We start from the raw sequence: 16,197 nt of genomic DNA, 5'->3' as shown, positions 1-16,197 counted from the left end.
GTGGATGTGACCGGCAAAGTCAGCGCGAGCAGGCGCTCGTTTCTCTCGTTCGTCCCGCTCCTCGGCGGCGCGGCGATGCTGTCCGCGTGCGGCTTCCAGCTTCGCGGCCAGCAGGACTACGCGTTCAAGCGGCTCGCGATCACCGGCGGCACGCCGCAGATGGTCGCGCGCCTCGAGCGCATGGTTCAGGGCGGCAGCGACACCGTGATCGTCAAACCGTTCGAGAAGCCGGACGCGACGCTCAATCTGAACGAAGGCCAGGGCATGCGCACGTTGAGCCTGAACGCGCAGGGCGTGATTCAGGAATACGAGCTCGTCTTCTCGCTGAACTACACACTGCTCGGCGCCGACGGCACGTTACTGATTCCGCCGAGCACCATCGCGCTGAATCGCTCGATGACATACAGCGATCAATACACGCTCGCGAAATCGCAGGAAGCGACGCTGCTCTACAACGACATGCGCAACGACGCCGTCGATCAGCTGACGCGCCGTCTCGCGACCGTGCGTTCGCTGCATCCGGCGCCGGGCGAGCAGACACCGGGCGTCTCGCCGCGCGCGCCGCTGCCGGTGCCGCCGCTTTGATCGGCCGGGTTCGCTTGGCATCATGCAACTGAAGCTCGACGCGCTCGAAGCGCATCTCGCGAAAGGCCTGAAAGGGCTGTACGTCGTCTACGGCGACGAGCATCTGCTCGCGCAGGAAGCGTGCGACCGCATTCGGGCAACGGCGCGCGCGGCGGGCTTCACCGATCGCACGGTGTTCACGGTCGAGCGTGGATTCGACTGGAGCGCGCTCATCGGCGCAACGCAGTCGATGTCGCTGTTCGGCGACCGTCAACTGATCGAACTGCGCATTCCGACCGGCAAGCCCGGCAAGGAAGGCGCGGAAGCGCTGAAGACGCTCGCCGACGCCGATAACCCGGACGTCGTGACACTCGTCACGCTGCCGCGTCTCGACGGCGCGACGCAGAAATCCGGCTGGTTCACGGCGTTGCTGGGCGCGGGCGTCGCGTTGAAGGTCGATCCGATCGAGCGCGCGCAGTTGCCGATGTGGGTCGGCCAGCGGCTTGCGCAGCAAGGCCAGCGTGTCGCCCCGGGCGAGGAAGGGCGGCGCGCGCTGTCGTTCATCGCGGAACGCGTGGAAGGCAATTTGCTCGCCGCGCATCAGGAAATCCAGAAGCTCGGGCTGCTGTATCCCGAGGGCGTGCTCACGTTCGAGCAGATTCACGACGCGGTGCTGAACGTCGCGCGCTACGACGTGTTCAAACTCAACGAAGCGATGCTGACGGGCGATGTCGGCCGTCTCGCGCGCATGCTCGACGGCCTCAAAGGCGAAGGCGAGACGGCAGTGCTCGTGCTGTGGGCGCTCGTCGAGGAAGTTCGCACGCTGCTGCGCATCAAGCGCGGCGTCGCATCGGGCAAGCCGCTCGCGACACTCATGCGCGAGAACCGCGTCTGGGGCCCGCGCGAACGGCTGATCGGCCCGGCGCTCTCGCGCGTGACGGACGAGGCGCTGGAAAAGGCGCTGTCGCTGGCGGCGCGGCTGGATCGGCAGGTGAAGGGACTGTCGGGCAGCACCGGCAAGCGCGGCAGCGAGCCGCCGCCGGATCCGTGGGCCGGCATGTTCGAACTGGCGATGGCCGTCGCGCACGGCGGCAAGACGGCGCAGCCCGCGCCAGCGCCACGACCGCGTCGCTAGAACGCTTCCGTCACGCGCTGTTGCAATCTGTGCAACAGCTTAGAATGAACTTTTCGACGCGCGCAGCGCCGACGCAACGAGACCCACGATGAACATCGATCAATACATGACCGACCTCGGCCGCCGCGCCCGCAAGGCGTCGCGCGCGATGGCGCGGGCGTCGACGGCGGCGAAGAACGCGGCGCTCATCAAGGTGGCCGACGCCATCGAGCGCGAGCGCGAAGCGCTCAAGGAAGCGAATGCGCGCGATCTCGCCCGCGCGCGCGAAAAGGGTCACGACGCGGCGTTCATCGACCGCCTGACGCTTTCGGACAAGGCGCTGAACACGATGGTCGAAGGCTTGCGTCAGGTCGCCGGGCTGGCCGATCCGATCGGCGAGATCAGCGGGCTCAAGTTCCGTCCGAGCGGCATTCAGGTCGGGCAGATGCGCGTGCCGCTCGGCGTGATCGGCATCATCTATGAATCGCGGCCCAACGTGACCATCGACGCCGCCGCGCTCTGTCTCAAATCCGGCAACGCGACCATTCTGCGCGGTGGCTCCGAGGCGCTCGAATGCAACATGGCGCTCGCGAAGCTGATCGGCGTCGGGCTCGAAGCGGCGGGCTTGCCGCAGGACGCGGTGCAGGTCATCGAGACGGCGGATCGCGCGGCGGTCGGCAAGCTCATCACGATGACCGAATTCGTCGACGTTATCGTGCCGCGCGGCGGCAAGAGCCTGATCGCGCGCCTGATGGAAGAAGCGCGCGTGCCGATGATCAAGCATCTCGACGGCATCTGCCACGTCTACGTCGACGATCGCGCCGATCTCGCGAAAGCAGCGGCCATTTGCGACAACGCGAAGACGCATCGTTACGGCACCTGCAACACGATGGAAACGCTGCTCGTCGCGCGCGGCATCGCGAACGAGGCGCTGCCGCAACTCGCGCGCGCGTTCCAGGCGAAGGACGTCGAGTTGCGCGTCGATGGGCAAGCGCGCGCCGTGCTCGAAGCGGCGCAGGTCGGCTCGCTCGTCGACGCGACCGAAGAAGACTGGAGCACGGAATATCTGGCGCCGGTGCTAGCGATCAAGGTCGTCGGCGATCTCGACGAGGCGATCGAGCACATCAACACGTACGGCTCGCACCACACGGACGCCATCGTCACCGAAGACCACGACCGCGCGATGCGCTTCCTGCGCGAAGTCGATTCGGCGAGCGTGATGGTCAACGCATCGACGCGTTTCGCGGACGGCTTCGAATTCGGTCTGGGCGCGGAAATCGGCATCTCGAACGACAAGCTGCATGCGCGCGGACCGGTCGGTCTCGAAGGGCTCACGTCGCTCAAATATGTCGTGCTGGGGCGCGGCGAAGTCCGTCAATAAAAATCAGAACCGATGCTCTGGATCAAATCGCTGCATATCGTGCTCGTCGCTTCATGGTTCGCGGGGCTGTTCTATCTGCCGCGCATCTTCGTGAACCTTGCGATGGAGAAAGACCCCGCGGCCACCGCGCGCCTGCTGCTCATGGCGCGCAAGCTCTTTCGCTTCATGACGTTCATCGCCGTGCCCGCGCTCGCGTGCGGGCTGTGGCTGTGGCTCGTCGTGGGCATCGGCGCGGGGCAGGGCTGGCTGCACGCTAAGCTGACGATCGTCGTCCTGCTGATTGCCTATCACGCATATTGCGGGCGCTTGCTGCACACATTTCAGCGCGGCGAAAACAAGCGTTCGGACAAGTGGTATCGGATGTATAACGAGCTGCCGGTGCTCGGGCTGCTCGGCGCGACGCTGCTCGTCGTGATCAAGCCGTTCTGACGCGTTCCTGCTTCACCAGATCGAGGACCATTTCCCCGAACACTTCGGGACGGCCCTCGAAGAAACGCTGGACCACATTCTTCTCGAGCATGTAGCGGCGCAGCGATTCGCGTTCTTCGTGATTGTTCGCGAGCCTGACCGCCGCTTCGATATATTCCTCGACCGTGTCCGCGACCAGCCAGCCGGGCATGTACGCGCGCATGAACATGGCGCCGTCGATGCGCTCGAACACTTCCCTTCCTGATACCGATATTAATCTCTGCGGTTGGCTTCTTCGCCGGATAGTCGACTGGCTCCATCGCGGGCGACGGCCGATGGGGCTGGCCATCTTTCGGAAGTTTCAATAGCTTTTCGCTGAAACATGCCAGATCGCCGACGTAATCGGCGGGAGCCGCATGTTCGACACGTTGATCGCCAGCAACGACATGCCCACGCTCCGCATGTGGAGACGTCGGGGTGTATCGATCATGTCAGCGTGGAAGACCGCAGGTAATGATTGCATGCGCACAGCGGCGCGAGCGCTTCGTCCGGCTTTCCGCCATAAACACAGATTTCAAAGCGCTCGACAGTGAAGGAACAGTCCACGTTGCATGGTCCTGCAAGACATCGGGTTGGTGGGGAGAATAGGCGATCCATCGCCCTTCATTCGACGTCGAAGCGAACTTCGCCGTCTACGCACCCACACGCCGCCCTTCGAGCACGTCCTTCGCTTCCGCGAGCTTTTCCGCCAGCGCGGGTCCGCGCGCCAGGGCAAGACCGACTGCCAAAATGTCGCCGATCGCGAGATGTGAAACGCGCGATGTCATCGGCGAAAATATGTCGGTATCTTCATCGACGTTTGCGAACAATCCGACTGTGGCGAGACGCGCGAGCGGCGAATTGCCGTGCGTGATCGCAATGACCTTCGCTCCGCCATTCAGCGCCGATCTGCACGCGTCGAGAATGTCCCGAGTGCGTCCCGTATTCGATATCGCGACGACTACATCGCCCGCACCAAGAAGCGCCGCCGAAGTGGTGTACGTGTGCGGGTCCGAGTATGCGACAGATGGCACGCCCAACCGAAAAAATTTGTGCTGCATGTCGAGCGCGGCGATGCCCGAGCCGCCCGCGCCGTAGAACTCGATGCGCCGTGCTTCCGCGAGCATCGCGATCGCGGCCGCGACACTGTCCGACGACAGGCTGTTGCGCACCGCGATCAATGCGCCGATGGTCCGGTCGAGCACCTTCGCCGCGACGCCGGCGGCCGGTTCATCTGTGCGGACATCGCGATACACGGTAGGAACATCCGCTGCTACCCCTTGCGCCAAGCGAATCTTGAACTCGCGAAATCCCGAAAAGCCGAGCGCCTGACAGAAACGCGCAATCGTCGGCTGGCTGACGCCCGCGCGCGCGGCGAATTCGGTCATCGAAAGGTCGAGCACCTCGCGCGGCGCTTCCAGCACGTACTCAGCCAGCTTGCGCTCGGACGGACGCAGTTGCGCGCGCATCGCTTCGACTTGGGACAGCAACATCGGAATTCTCGCCTATTCTGAAAATTGCTACGGACTATAACGGATGATCGGTTTTGTACAAATACTACATAAGCCGCATACAGAATCTTAGGGAAATCCCGTAAACGTCCGTGGGATAAGTGTCTAATCCATTTGGCTGCTTGTCGTTCTGGCCAGGTTTTCGATTGTCATCGTGTAGTTTTTCTCCTAAACTCGCAAGACACGGCACCATCACAAGACAACGATCCAAACGCCGTCCCTCGCAATGTTCAACCCAATCTCAACGGCAGGCAGCCGGGAGTGAGACGAAGGAGCTTCGATGGTTTCCCCGCATCCGCAACTCAAGAACGTCACCGATCGCATCATCGAACGCAGCAAACCGACGCGCGCAGCCTATCTCGCGCGCATCGACGCGGCGCACGGCCTGTTCCCGGCGCGCGGTGCGCTGTCCTGCGCCAATCTCGCGCACGGCTTCGCCGGCCTCGAGGGCCAAGAAAAGTTCGCGATCAAGGCGGTGCGCGAGCCGAACATCGGTATCGTGTCGTCTTATAACGAGATGCTCTCCGCGCACGCGCCGTACAAGAGCTTTCCGGACATCATCAAGCAGGCGGCGCGCGCGCATGGCGGCATCGCGCAATTCGCGGGCGGCGTGCCGGCTATGTGCGACGGCATCACGCAAGGCAACGCGGGCATGGAGCTGTCGCTGTTCTCGCGGGAAGTCATCGCGATGAGCACGGCCGTCGCGCTGACGCACAACATGTTCGACGCGGCGCTGTGCCTTGGCGTGTGCGACAAGATCGTGCCCGGACTCGCGATCGGCGCGCTGCAGTTCGGCCATCTGCCGACCATTTTCGTCCCAGCCGGCCCGATGACGAGCGGCCTCACCAACGACGAAAAAGCCAAGGTGCGCCAGGAATTCGCGACCGGCAAGTGCGATCGCGGCGCGCTGCTCGAAGCCGAAGCGGCGGCGTATCACGGTCACGGCACCTGCACGTTCTACGGCACCGCCAACAGCAATCAGATGCTGATGGAAGTGATGGGCCTGCATCTGCCGAGCGCGGCGTTCGTGCATCCGCATACGGAACTGCGCGACGCGCTCACCGCCGAGGCCGCGCGCCGCGTGCTCGATATCACGCTCGAACGCGGCAACTACACGCCGATCGGTCATGTCGTCGATGAAAAGGCGATCGTGAACGGCATCGTTGCGCTGCTCGCGACGGGCGGTTCGACCAATCACACGCTGCATCTCGTGGCGATCGCGCGGGCGGCGGGCATCGTGATCGACTGGAACGATTTCGACGAGCTGTCGCAGGTCGTACCGCTGCTCGCGAAGATCTACCCGAATGGCAAGGCCGACGTGAATCACTTCCACGCAGCAGGCGGCGTCGCGTTCCTCGTGCGCAATCTGCTCGAAGGCGGGCTGCTGCATGAGGACGTGCAGACGGTCGTCGGCAAAGGGCTGTCGCATTACACCAAGGAGCCGAAGCTCATCGACGGCAAACTGCAATGGGTCGACGGCGCGGCAGAGAGCCACGACACGAAGGTGCTGCGCGCGATCGGCGAGCCGTTCCAGCCGGACGGCGGACTGCGGCTGATGCAGGGCAAGCTCGGGCGCGGCGTCATCAAGATTTCGGCGGTGGCGCCGGAGCATCGTGTGGTGAAGGCGCCGGCCATCGTCTTCAATTCGCAGGAAGAAGTGCAGGAAGCGTTCGACAAGGGCGAACTGAAGCGCGATTTCGTCGCCGTCGTGCGTTTCCAGGGCGCGCGCGCGAATGGCATGCCGGAGTTGCATCGATTGACGCCGCTTCTGGGCGTATTGCAGGATCAGGGCTTTCACGTCGCGTTAGTGACCGATGGACGCATGTCGGGCGCATCGGGCAAGGTCCCGGCGGTCATTCACGTATCGCCGGAAGCGCTGCTGCAAGGCCCGCTCGGCAAGGTCCGCACCGGAGATATGCTCGTGATCGACGCACCCGCGGGCGTGCTCGACATCGAAATCGATGCGAACGAGTGGGCATCACGCGAAGTCGAGGCTCCGCTGCATCAGGCGGACAACGAAGCGGGCTTCGGCCGCGAGTTGTTCGGCGTGTTTCGCAGCGCGGCGTTGCCGGCGGAGCAGGGCGCGTCGGTCTTCGGCGCGTTGATCGGCGCGGCAGCAAGCCACGACGGACACGCTCATGCGACGGCCGCCGCGCCCGAACGAAACGCGCTTCGCGACAATGCGCGGGCGGCGGCGTCGGCGCTGAACAAGGCGCACGCCACGAATCACTGAACGGAACAACGAAGGGCGCATCGCCCGGGACCTGAGAGAAACCCGCGGACAGACCCCAAGGGCGCCGCTCAAAAACCAGGAGTCGTATCAAATGAAAACGGTAAGCGAAATCGTGCGTCTGGGACCGGTGATCCCGGTTCTGGCTTTCGAAACGATCGAGCAAGGCGAGCACGTGTCGCGTGCGCTGCATGCAGGCGGCGTGAAGGTGCTGGAAATCACGCTGCGCACGCCGGCGGGCATCGGTGCGATCGAGCGCGCGAGCCAACTGGCGGACGATATCGTCGTCGGCGTGGGCACCATCACGAAGCCGGAGCATTGCGCGCAGGCGAAGAAGGCGGGCGCGCAATTCGGCGTATCGCCCGGTCTCACCAAGGACATGCACAAGGCGGCGCAGGACGCCGGATTGCCGCTCCTGCCGGGCGTGATGACGCCAAGCGATATCATCACGGCGATGGAACTCGGCTATGAAATCGTCAAGTTCTTTCCGGCGCAACAGGCGGGCGGCATTCCGATGCTTCAGGCGTTCTACGGACCGTTCCCGAACCTGAAATTCTGTCCGACGGGCGGCATCACGGCAGAAACCGCGTCGAGCTTCCTGGCGCAGCCGAATGTGGTGTGCGTCGGTGGGTCGTGGCTCACGCCGAAGGCCGCGCTCGCCGCGCAGAATTGGGAGGAAGTCACGCGCCTCGCGCGGGCGGCGAGCGAATTGGCGCCGCATAAGTAAATTGCTGCACTAATCGAAAACGCGTCACGGCCGTGCGAGCGGCCGGGCGCATTTTGTTTTTTCGCCTTTCGGTCAGGGCAATTCGCGCCCGACGATGCTTCTCTTCAGACATGCTTTCGCGTGCGCCGGCAGTCGAGCACGCGAACATCAAGTTTTTTCGTCAAGCGATTCGATCAATATTTCAATCGTATAAATCCAAATTTCGAAACGCATTGTGTTTAAGACGTTTTGCGCATTTTAAGACTCGCATAGGACTTGTCTCATTAATCCCTGGTTCACTGGGAATTCTAGAGATTTTTCTATATATTTAGCTTTCAGAAGTTCCCGATATATTTAATCGCGGGAGCGAATCAGGACGGTTCGGCGCATGCTGCACCATGCCTCCGTACTTCCGCGCGATGCTGCTCGCACCAACGCCGATCCCGCCGCATCAGCGTTCAACAGTGTGCCGGCCGAAACGATGCCAATCCGATGACCATCCGAGTCGGAATATCAGTCGTCACACATCAAGGCCAAAGCATCTGGCAAAACGGCCTGGGCCAGAACGTGATCTTCTTGTCGGAAGCGCTTCAAAAGCTTACGTTCATCGAGAGTGTTTCGCTCATCGACGTGGGCGACCAGAACGCATTGCCGCCGCAGGTGGACGCCGCGTCGAAAGGCCTGCGCATCATGCGGACGCATGATGCGACCGACGCCGTCGACGTCATCTTCGAAATGGGCGGCGCGCTCGACACCGAATGGCTCGATCTCATGCGCGCGCGTGGCAAGAAAGTCGCGTACTACTGCTGCGGCCAGCCGTACGTCGGGCTCGTCGAAGCGCCGGTGTTCGACAAACCCGTGCACGTCATGCGCGCGGACCGTTACGACCAGGTCTGGCTGATGTTGAAGGATCGTGCTTTCGTCCCGATGATGCGTATGCTGCATCGCTGTCCCGTTCATATCATTCCGTTCATCTGGCATCCGCAGTTCATCGAGAGCCGTATCGTCGAAGTCGAGGAGCACGGTCTGCGCTTCGGCTACGAGCGCCGCGCGGACAAGTCGGCCCAACCGGCCATCCAGCCGCAAGGTTTCCGGGTCGCAATCTTCGAGCCGAATATTTCGGTGGTGAAAACGTCGAGCATTCCAATGCTCGTCTGCGAAGAGGCGTATCGCGCGGATCGTTCGAGCGTGTCCGCCATGCATGTGCTCAATTCCATGCACATGAAAGATCACCCGACGCTCATGTACATGGCCAACTCGCTCGACATTGTGAAAGCCTCGAAGGCGACGTTCCATGGCCGTAACGATATCGCTGGTTTCATGGCGCAATACGCCGATGCAGTCGTGTCGCATCAGTGGGGCAACGATCAGAATTACCTGTACCTGGATGTGCTTTATGGCGGCTATCCCCTCGTCCACAATTCGCCGTGGCTGAAGGACGCCGGTTACTACTATCCGGGTTTCGACGCGCAAGAGGGCGGACGTCAGTTGCTGCGCGCGTTCCGTGAGCATGACGACAATCTCAATGCATATCGCGCAGATGCACAGCGCGTCATCGACGCGGTCAGTCCTTTCAATCAAGCCAACCTGGATGCGTTCGCAGAACGGTTGATCATCCTTTGTGCGGGAAGCAAGCTCGAGGTAGGCGTATGAACATGCAAAGCAAATCCCGCATGCCGGAGCGGATCACCGTCGGCGTTTCCATTTTTATCCGCAAAGGCGAGCAGTCGCTGTGGGAAAACGGCATCTTCCAGAACTGCCTTTATCTCGTGATGTTGCTCATGCGCTCGCCGCGCGTGAAATCGACTTATCTCGTGACGGGCGGCGGCGACGGCGGCCCCGAAGACGCAAAGCGCTTCCTGTCTGATTCACCCGTGCCGCTCATCGACATGGAAACGGCCATGTCGAAACTCGACGTCATGATCGAAATGAGCGCGCAGCTCAGCAAGGAATGGGCGATCAAGTTCCGCGAGAAGGGCGGCAAGGTCATCACGATGCGTGTCGGTAACGACTATGTCATCGATATCGAACGCATGGTCTTCAATCTCCAGCACGCGCTGCTGATTTCGGGCGCGCCTTACGACGAAGTCTGGACGCCGCCCGAATACGAAGTCAGTTGCAAACCGTATTTCGAAACGCTCTTCCGCGCGCCGGTAAAGCTGATGCCACACCTGTGGAGCCCGGTCGTACTCGAACGTGAAGCGGCAAAGCTGCCCAACGGTCAGAAGTTCGGTTATCAGCCGGGGCGCCGCCGTTGGCGCGTGGGCATTTTCGAGCCGAACGTCTGCATGGTGAAAACGAGCTATATCCCAATGCTCGCCTGCGACGCGGCGCATCGCGAGAATCCGGACATGCTCGAACGCGTGTGGGCCTACAACACGTTCAAGCTGAAGGATCACGCGGCGTTCGTCGGCTTTGCGCATAGCCTCGATTACGTGAGACACGGGCTTGGCAACTTCGAGGGACGCTTCCCCTTCGCGCATATCGTGCCGGCCTCCGTCGATGCGGTCGTGAGCCATCAGTGGGAAAACCCGCAGAACTACGTTTATTACGAAGCGCTCTACGGCGGCTATCCGCTGATTCACAACTCGCATCTTATCGGCGAGTGCGGCTATCGCTATCACGAATTTGATTGCGAAGAGGGTGGCCGCGCGTTGCTTCGCGCCTTCGCCGAGCACGATGCCAATCTCGAAAGCTATCGCGCGACCGCGAAGAAGTTCCTTCACACGCTCGACCCGGAAAACGAAGACAACGTGCGGATCTACACGCGGGCGATCGAGGCCGTGTACGCGAAGGCGTGAGTTCGGGATTCAAGCATCTGCCGCGAGGCAACGGCGTTAACGGGAATGAAGAAGTTGCGAACTGGCATACGATCGGCCTGTTCCACGAGGCCGAAACGTTGTGGAACAACGGTATCAAGCAGAACGCGGTGTTTCTCGCGCAAGCACTCAAGAACTGTCCGAACGTCGAGAGCGTCGTGCTCCTCAACACGACGCATGTGGCGAACACGAACCAATTGCCCTGGGATCTCGAGCGCTGGCTCACCGTCACATTCGATGATGCGAAGGACAAGGTCGATGTGTTGATCGAGCTTGGTGGCCAGATCGACGCGAACGCGACGGCTTATCTGAAGGAGCGGTGCGCGCGCCTCATCTCTTATTGTTGCGGTTTCGAATACGTCCAAGCGATGGAGTCGATTCTGTTCAAAAGACCGACTTTCGGCGACAACCTGTTCGTCAATCAACGCTACGACGACATCTGAATTCCGCAAGTTGCGAACATCAGCGCGCCGTACTTTGAAGTCATGCGTCGTCAAACCGCGCGGATGGTGCAATTCATCTGGAGCCCCATTTTCCTGAAGGCGCGTACCGCTTCGTCGCCGCATTCGGGCGAGCATCAGCCGCACGCGGGCCGCGTCGCCTGAGCGTGATGGAGCCGAATATCATTATCGTGAAATTCTGTCTTTATCCGGCGATGATCGCGGAATTGGCTTATCGCGAACGGCCTGACGACATTCAATTGCTTCAGGTGACCAACGCGCAGCATCTGGCCACGCAGTGCCGCGAATTCATTGCGCTGAAGAACCAGTTGGACATCGTGCGGAATCACAAGGCGGTGTTTCTCGGACGCTTCGACACCTCGACGTATCTTGCCAAGCATACCGATATCGTCGTGTCGCAGCATTGGGAAAATCCGCTGAATTACTTTTAACCGGGGGGGTGCTGAGTCGCCGAGATGCCATGGCGCGAGGCAAGAAGAGTTCTGGCGGCGCGGTATGCAACCTGGCAGACGGTCAGGGCGCCACATTAGCGGCTTACCGGCAAGAAGCTAGCGATCCGGACGACATGTTCCGTGTGGCGGGACGCCGCCCGGATTGCAAGGATCGCCAAGTAATCGTGGTTCCGCGCCGACAATCCGCAGCTCAAGGCCAAGCGGAAGCCGCGCGCGCCAATTGGACGTCCGGTGGGGAGCGGGGCCGCGTTTCGCGCGCGCGCGCTTCTCGCTGCCATTTCTCGGCCGACTTCCTCGCTTACAAGTAAAATTCCGTTGCCCAGCGCCGTGTTTGCGCTTGCCGGATGTTGCCGCGTGTGCAGTGCAACGACGGCAAACGCATACATAGCGCAGAAAACCTCAACAAAATCAAGGAGGCGTTATGCCAGCCGTCCACGGGAGCATGCTACTGCTCTACGCGGTGATCGCGATCGCGGTTCTGATCCTGATGATCGCCCGCTATAAGGTTTACCCGTTCCTCGTTCTCATGATCGTGTCCGTATTGCTTGCCCTCGCGGTCGGCATGCCGATGGACAAAATCGTGAAGTCGTTCGAAACCGGCAACGGAAATACGCTCGGTCACATTGCTGTCGTCGTCGGCCTTGGCACGATGCTCGGCAAGATGATGGCCGAATCGGGCGGAGCCGAGCGCATCGCCAATACGCTGATCAATCTCTTCGGTGAGAAGAACATTCACTGGGCGATGATGGTCGTCGCGATCATCGTCGGCTTGCCGGTGTTCTTCGAAGTGGGCTTCGTGCTGCTGATTCCCATTGCGTTCAACGTCGCGAAGCGCACCGGCAAGTCGCTGCTGTTGATCGGTCTGCCGATGGTGGCGGGTCTCTCGGTCGTGCACGGTCTGATTCCGCCGCACCCGGCTGCGTTGCTCGCGGTGCAGGCGTACCACGCCGATATCGGAAAGACAATCGCCTACGGTCTGATCGTCGGCGTGCCGACTGCAATCGTCGCCGGCCCGCTGTTCGCGCTGTTGATCCACAAATACATCAAGCTGCCCGACGCCAACGCGCTCGCCGACCAGTTCACCCAGAAGCACGGCGATACCGAGAAGAAGCGCGATTTGCCGAGCTTCGGCATCACGTTGTTCACCATTCTGCTGCCAGTCATTCTGATGTTGATCGGGAGCTGGGCCGATCTGGTTTTCACGCCGAAAACGCTGCCGAACGATTTGCTGCGTTTCATCGGCCAGTCGGATATGGCGCTGTTGATCGCCGTGCTGGTCAGCTTCTGGACGTTCGGCGCGAAGCAGGGCTTCAACCGTGAGCAGATTCAGAAGTTCTGCGGCGAGTGCCTAGCGCCGATCGCGGGCATTACGCTGATCGTCGGCGCTGGCGGCGGCTTCGGCCAGGTTCTGCGCGATAGCGGCATTTCGCAGCAGATCGTCGCGACCGCGTCGTCGGCGAGCCTGTCGCCGCTGTTGCTTGGCTGGTTCGTCGCCGCGCTGATCCGTCTTGCGACAGGCTCGGCCACGGTCGCGATGACCACCGCCTGCGGCATCGTTGCGCCGATCGCCGCCGCGGCGGGCGGTCACACGAGCCCGGAACTGCTGGTGCTCGCCACCGGCTCCGGCTCGCTGATCTTCTCGCATGTGAACGACGGCGGCTTCTGGTTGATCAAAGAGTATTTCGGGATGACGGTCGGTCAGACGTTCAAGACGTGGTCGTTGCTCGAAACGATCATCTCTCTGATGGGCCTGGGCTTGACCTTCGTGCTCGCGATGTTCGTGTAAGGAGACTTCGATGATTTTGATCGCAATGGGCGTGTCGGGTGCCGGCAAGTCCCTCATCGGCGAGATGCTGGCGGAGCGGCTGCACTGCACTTTCACCGACGGCGACGCGTTCCACAGCGCCGCGAACAAGGAGAAGATGCACAAGGGCATCCCGCTGACCGACGAGGATCGCTGGCCGTGGCTCAAGACCATTCGTGCCGCGATCGAGGAAAAGCAGCGTGCGGGCGAGACGGCGGTATTCACGTGCTCGTCGCTGAAACGCTCGTATCGCGACATCCTGCGCGACGGCGATCGCGACGTGTGCTTCATCTATCTGCACGGCACGATGGATGTGCTTCGCGAGCGTCTCGGTTCGCGCACCGGACACTTCTTCGATCCGTCGCTGTTGCAGAGCCAACTGGACACACTGGAAGAACCCGGCGAGGACGAGGCGATTACGGAAAGCATCGAGCTCACGCCCGAGCAGATCGTCGACAACGTGCTCGAGAAGTTGAAGACGCGCAAATGACGCTCCAATGAAAAAAGCCCCGGAATTCCGGGGCTTTTGTCTTTTTGCTTAGCTGATCCGCTTCGCCAGCTCCACCGCCTTGCCGATATACGAGCCGGGTGTCATCTCAAGGAGCAGCTTCTTCGCGTCGGCCGGAATCGCCAGCCCGCCGATGAACGTCTGCAGCGCCTCGCGCGTGATGCCCTTGCCGCGCGTCAGTTCCTTCAATTGCTCATACGGGTTCTCGATGCCGTAGCGGCGCATCACCGTCTGCACCGGCTCGGCCAGCACTTCCCACGTATTGTCGAGATCTTCGTTCAGACGCGCCGCGTTCACTTCGAGCTTGTCGAGGCCACGGATCAGCGCGTCGTAAGCGAGTAGCGAGTACCCGAAGGCGACGCCGATATTGCGCAGCACCGTCGAATCGGTCAGATCGCGCTGCCAGCGCGAGACCGGCAGCTTGTCCGCGAGATGGCGCAGCGTCGCGTTCGCGAGGCCGAGATTGCCTTCTGAGTTCTCGAAGTCGATCGGATTGACCTTGTGCGGCATCGTCGACGAGCCGATTTCACCGGCCTTCGTCTTCTGCTTGAAATAGCCGAGCGAAATGTAGCCCCACACATCGCGATCGAGGTCGAGCAGAATCGTGTTCGCGCGCGCGACGGCGTCGAACAGTTCGGCCATGTAATCGTGCGGCTCGATCTGGATCGTGTACGGATTGAACGTGAGCTTCAGCCGATTTTCGACGACATCTTTCGAGAACGCTTCCCAGTCGAAGTCCGGATACGCCGACAGATGCGCGTTGAAGTTGCCGACCGCGCCGTTCATCTTGCCGAGCAGTTCGACCTTCTCGATACGCGTGATCGCGCGCGCAAGACGCGCCGCGACATTGGCGATTTCCTTGCCGAGCGTCGTCGGGCTGGCGGGCTGACCGTGCGTGCGCGAAAGCATGGGCTGCTCTGCGTGCATGTGCGCGAGCTTCACGAGACGTTCATGCACCGAGCGCAGCGCGGGCAAAATCACGCGTTCGCGCGCGCCGGCCAGCATCAGACCGTGCGATGTGTTGTTGATGTCTTCCGACGTGCACGCGAAGTGGATGAATTCGCTTGCGCGCTCCAGTTCCGGCTGACCCTTGACCGACTCCTTGAGCCAGTATTCGACGGCCTTCACGTCGTGATTCGTCACGCGTTCGATGTCCTTGATGCGCGCCGCATCGTGCGCGGTGAAGCGCTCGGCGAGGCCCAGCAGGAACTGTTCGGAAGCGTCGGAGAAGCGCGGCACTTCGGCCAAACCCGCGCGCGACAACGCGATCAGCCAGTGAATCTCAACCGTCACGCGATGGCGCATGAACGCGGCTTCGGAAAGCCAGTCGCGCAGGGCTTCGGTCTTGGCGGCATAGCGGCCGTCGAGCGGCGAGAGCGCGGTGAGCGCAAAGAGGGTATCGGGACGGGTATCGGACATGATTGCTTGTCGCAATGGAAGGAAAAGACGCGAGAACCGCGCATTTTACCATCGGATGCGTCCCAATCTCCGAAGCTCACCCCGCCCGCAGTTCCTCGTCGAGTGCGCGGAGCTGCGCGGGCGTGCCAACGTTTTCCCATCGGCCTTCGTAGAGCTCGCCGCTCGCGCGCCCGGCCGCGATGGTTTCGCGATAGTACGGCGTGAGTGCGCGGCGCGTGCCGGGTGCGAGATCGTCGAACATGCGCGTGTCGTACAGACCGATGTTGCCGAACGTATAGCGCGGCTCGCCTTCCAGCGCGAGCGTGCCGTCGTTCAGCGCGAAGTCGCCCTTCGGATGGAACGGCGGATTCGGCACCATCACGAGATGCATGCCGGGCGAGGGCATCGAAGCGAGCGTCGAGGCGCGCTCGCGCAAGGTCGCGTAATCGAAGTCGCAAAAGACGTCGCCGCTTACCGCGATGAACACGTCATCGCCGATCAGATGACGCGCCCGTGCGATGCCGCCCGCCGTCTCCAGCGCTTCGGTCTCGGCCGAATAGCGCAGCTCGACGCCCCTATGAGAACCGTCGCCGAGCGCGCTTTCGATCTGATCGCCGAGCCACGCATGATTGATGACGATCGTTTCGACGCCCGCCGCCGCGAGACGCTCGATCTGCCACATGATCAAAGGCTTTCCGCCGACCGGCAGCAACGGCTTCGGACAGAGGTCGGTGAGCGGGCGCATGCGTTCGCCGCGTCCGGCGGCGAAGATCATCGCCGTTTTCAAAGCGTGCGTCATCGT

At 61.8% G+C, this 16,197-nt stretch carries 14 protein-coding genes and 1 pseudogene; 11 read left to right on the top strand and 4 right to left on the bottom strand.

Annotation, left to right across the window (positions count from 1 at the left end; genetic code table 11):
* Window positions 1–75 precede the first annotated feature (75 nt).
* The 4 genes from NCS02_RS11815 (at window position 76) to NCS02_RS11800 (ending at window position 3,488) form a co-directional block, all read left to right on the top strand.
* On the top strand, window positions 76–585 hold the full coding sequence (locus tag NCS02_RS11815) for an LPS-assembly lipoprotein LptE (RefSeq protein ID WP_409014118.1): 510 nt from the start codon (window positions 76–78) through the stop codon (window positions 583–585).
* A 22-nt stretch (window positions 586–607) separates the two neighbouring features.
* On the top strand, window positions 608–1,699 hold the full coding sequence (gene holA / locus NCS02_RS11810; RefSeq protein WP_034471499.1) for a DNA polymerase III subunit delta: 1,092 nt from the start codon (window positions 608–610) through the stop codon (window positions 1,697–1,699).
* 88 nt (window positions 1,700–1,787) lie between these two features.
* Window positions 1,788–3,059 carry a glutamate-5-semialdehyde dehydrogenase gene (locus NCS02_RS11805; protein ID WP_034471502.1) on the top strand — a complete coding sequence of 424 codons (1,272 nt, stop codon included), beginning with the start codon at window positions 1,788–1,790 and terminating at the stop codon, window positions 3,057–3,059.
* A 12-nt stretch (window positions 3,060–3,071) separates the two neighbouring features.
* Complete coding sequence (locus tag NCS02_RS11800; RefSeq protein WP_008342849.1) at window positions 3,072–3,488, top strand: CopD family protein; 417 nt, start codon at window positions 3,072–3,074, stop codon at window positions 3,486–3,488.
* On the opposite strand, the gene NCS02_RS11795 is transcribed toward NCS02_RS11800, so the two are convergent.
* Entirely contained in the window at window positions 3,475–3,720 is a 246-nt protein-coding gene (locus NCS02_RS11795; protein ID WP_034471504.1) for a hypothetical protein, read from the bottom strand. The two genes, NCS02_RS11800 and NCS02_RS11795, sit on opposite strands and share 14 nt — an antisense overlap.
* A 439-nt stretch (window positions 3,721–4,159) precedes the next feature.
* Complete coding sequence (locus tag NCS02_RS11790) at window positions 4,160–4,999, bottom strand: MurR/RpiR family transcriptional regulator (RefSeq protein WP_034471506.1); 840 nt, start codon at window positions 4,997–4,999, stop codon at window positions 4,160–4,162.
* Window positions 5,000–5,297: 298 nt separating this feature from the next.
* On the opposite strand from NCS02_RS11790, the gene edd reads away from it, so the two are divergent.
* The 7 genes and pseudogenes from edd (at window position 5,298) to NCS02_RS11745 (ending at window position 13,979) form a co-directional block, all read left to right on the top strand.
* Window positions 5,298–7,250 (top strand): phosphogluconate dehydratase, encoded by a 1,953-nt coding sequence (edd, locus tag NCS02_RS11785; RefSeq protein WP_250523148.1) that lies wholly within the window; start codon window positions 5,298–5,300, stop codon window positions 7,248–7,250.
* A 91-nt stretch (window positions 7,251–7,341) separates the two neighbouring features.
* Complete coding sequence (gene eda, locus NCS02_RS11780; RefSeq protein ID WP_008342842.1) at window positions 7,342–7,974, top strand: bifunctional 4-hydroxy-2-oxoglutarate aldolase/2-dehydro-3-deoxy-phosphogluconate aldolase; 633 nt, start codon at window positions 7,342–7,344, stop codon at window positions 7,972–7,974.
* Between the two features lie 471 nt (window positions 7,975–8,445).
* On the top strand, window positions 8,446–9,606 hold the full coding sequence (locus tag NCS02_RS11775; RefSeq protein ID WP_284502671.1) for a DUF2827 domain-containing protein: 1,161 nt from the start codon (window positions 8,446–8,448) through the stop codon (window positions 9,604–9,606).
* Window positions 9,603–10,754 carry a DUF2827 domain-containing protein gene (locus NCS02_RS11770; RefSeq protein WP_250523147.1) on the top strand — a complete coding sequence of 384 codons (1,152 nt, stop codon included), beginning with the start codon at window positions 9,603–9,605 and terminating at the stop codon, window positions 10,752–10,754. Before NCS02_RS11775 ends, NCS02_RS11770 begins: the two co-directional genes overlap by 4 nt.
* Window positions 10,751–11,664, top strand: a pseudogene (locus NCS02_RS36460) (DUF2827 family protein). The gene NCS02_RS11770 and the pseudogene NCS02_RS36460 overlap by 4 nt, the downstream one beginning before the upstream one ends.
* 442 nt (window positions 11,665–12,106) lie before the next feature.
* Window positions 12,107–13,471, top strand: a complete 1,365-nt coding sequence (locus tag NCS02_RS11750; RefSeq protein WP_008342836.1) for a GntP family permease — start codon at window positions 12,107–12,109, stop codon at window positions 13,469–13,471.
* A gap of 10 nt (window positions 13,472–13,481) precedes the next feature.
* The gene (locus NCS02_RS11745; protein WP_008342835.1) at window positions 13,482–13,979 is read left to right on the top strand and encodes a gluconokinase; all 498 of its coding nucleotides are present in this window, start codon (window positions 13,482–13,484) and stop codon (window positions 13,977–13,979) included.
* Between the two features lie 48 nt (window positions 13,980–14,027).
* Here the strand turns inward: NCS02_RS11745 and purB are convergent, their stop codons facing one another.
* Both purB and murU read right to left on the bottom strand, forming a co-directional pair.
* Window positions 14,028–15,416, bottom strand: coding sequence for an adenylosuccinate lyase (gene purB / locus NCS02_RS11740; protein ID WP_008342833.1), 1,389 nt, complete (start codon window positions 15,414–15,416; stop codon window positions 14,028–14,030).
* Between the two features lie 76 nt (window positions 15,417–15,492).
* Window positions 15,493–16,194 (bottom strand): N-acetylmuramate alpha-1-phosphate uridylyltransferase MurU, encoded by a 702-nt coding sequence (murU, locus tag NCS02_RS11735; protein WP_250519753.1) that lies wholly within the window; start codon window positions 16,192–16,194, stop codon window positions 15,493–15,495.
* Between the last annotated feature and the right edge of the window lie 3 nt (window positions 16,195–16,197).

Source organism: Caballeronia sp. NCF2, from assembly GCF_023631205.1.
Taxonomy (GTDB): Bacteria; Pseudomonadota; Gammaproteobacteria; order Burkholderiales; family Burkholderiaceae; genus Caballeronia; species Caballeronia zhejiangensis.
The sequence above is the reverse complement of the archived record's forward strand: the minus strand, read 5'-3'. Positions and strand labels throughout refer to the sequence as shown.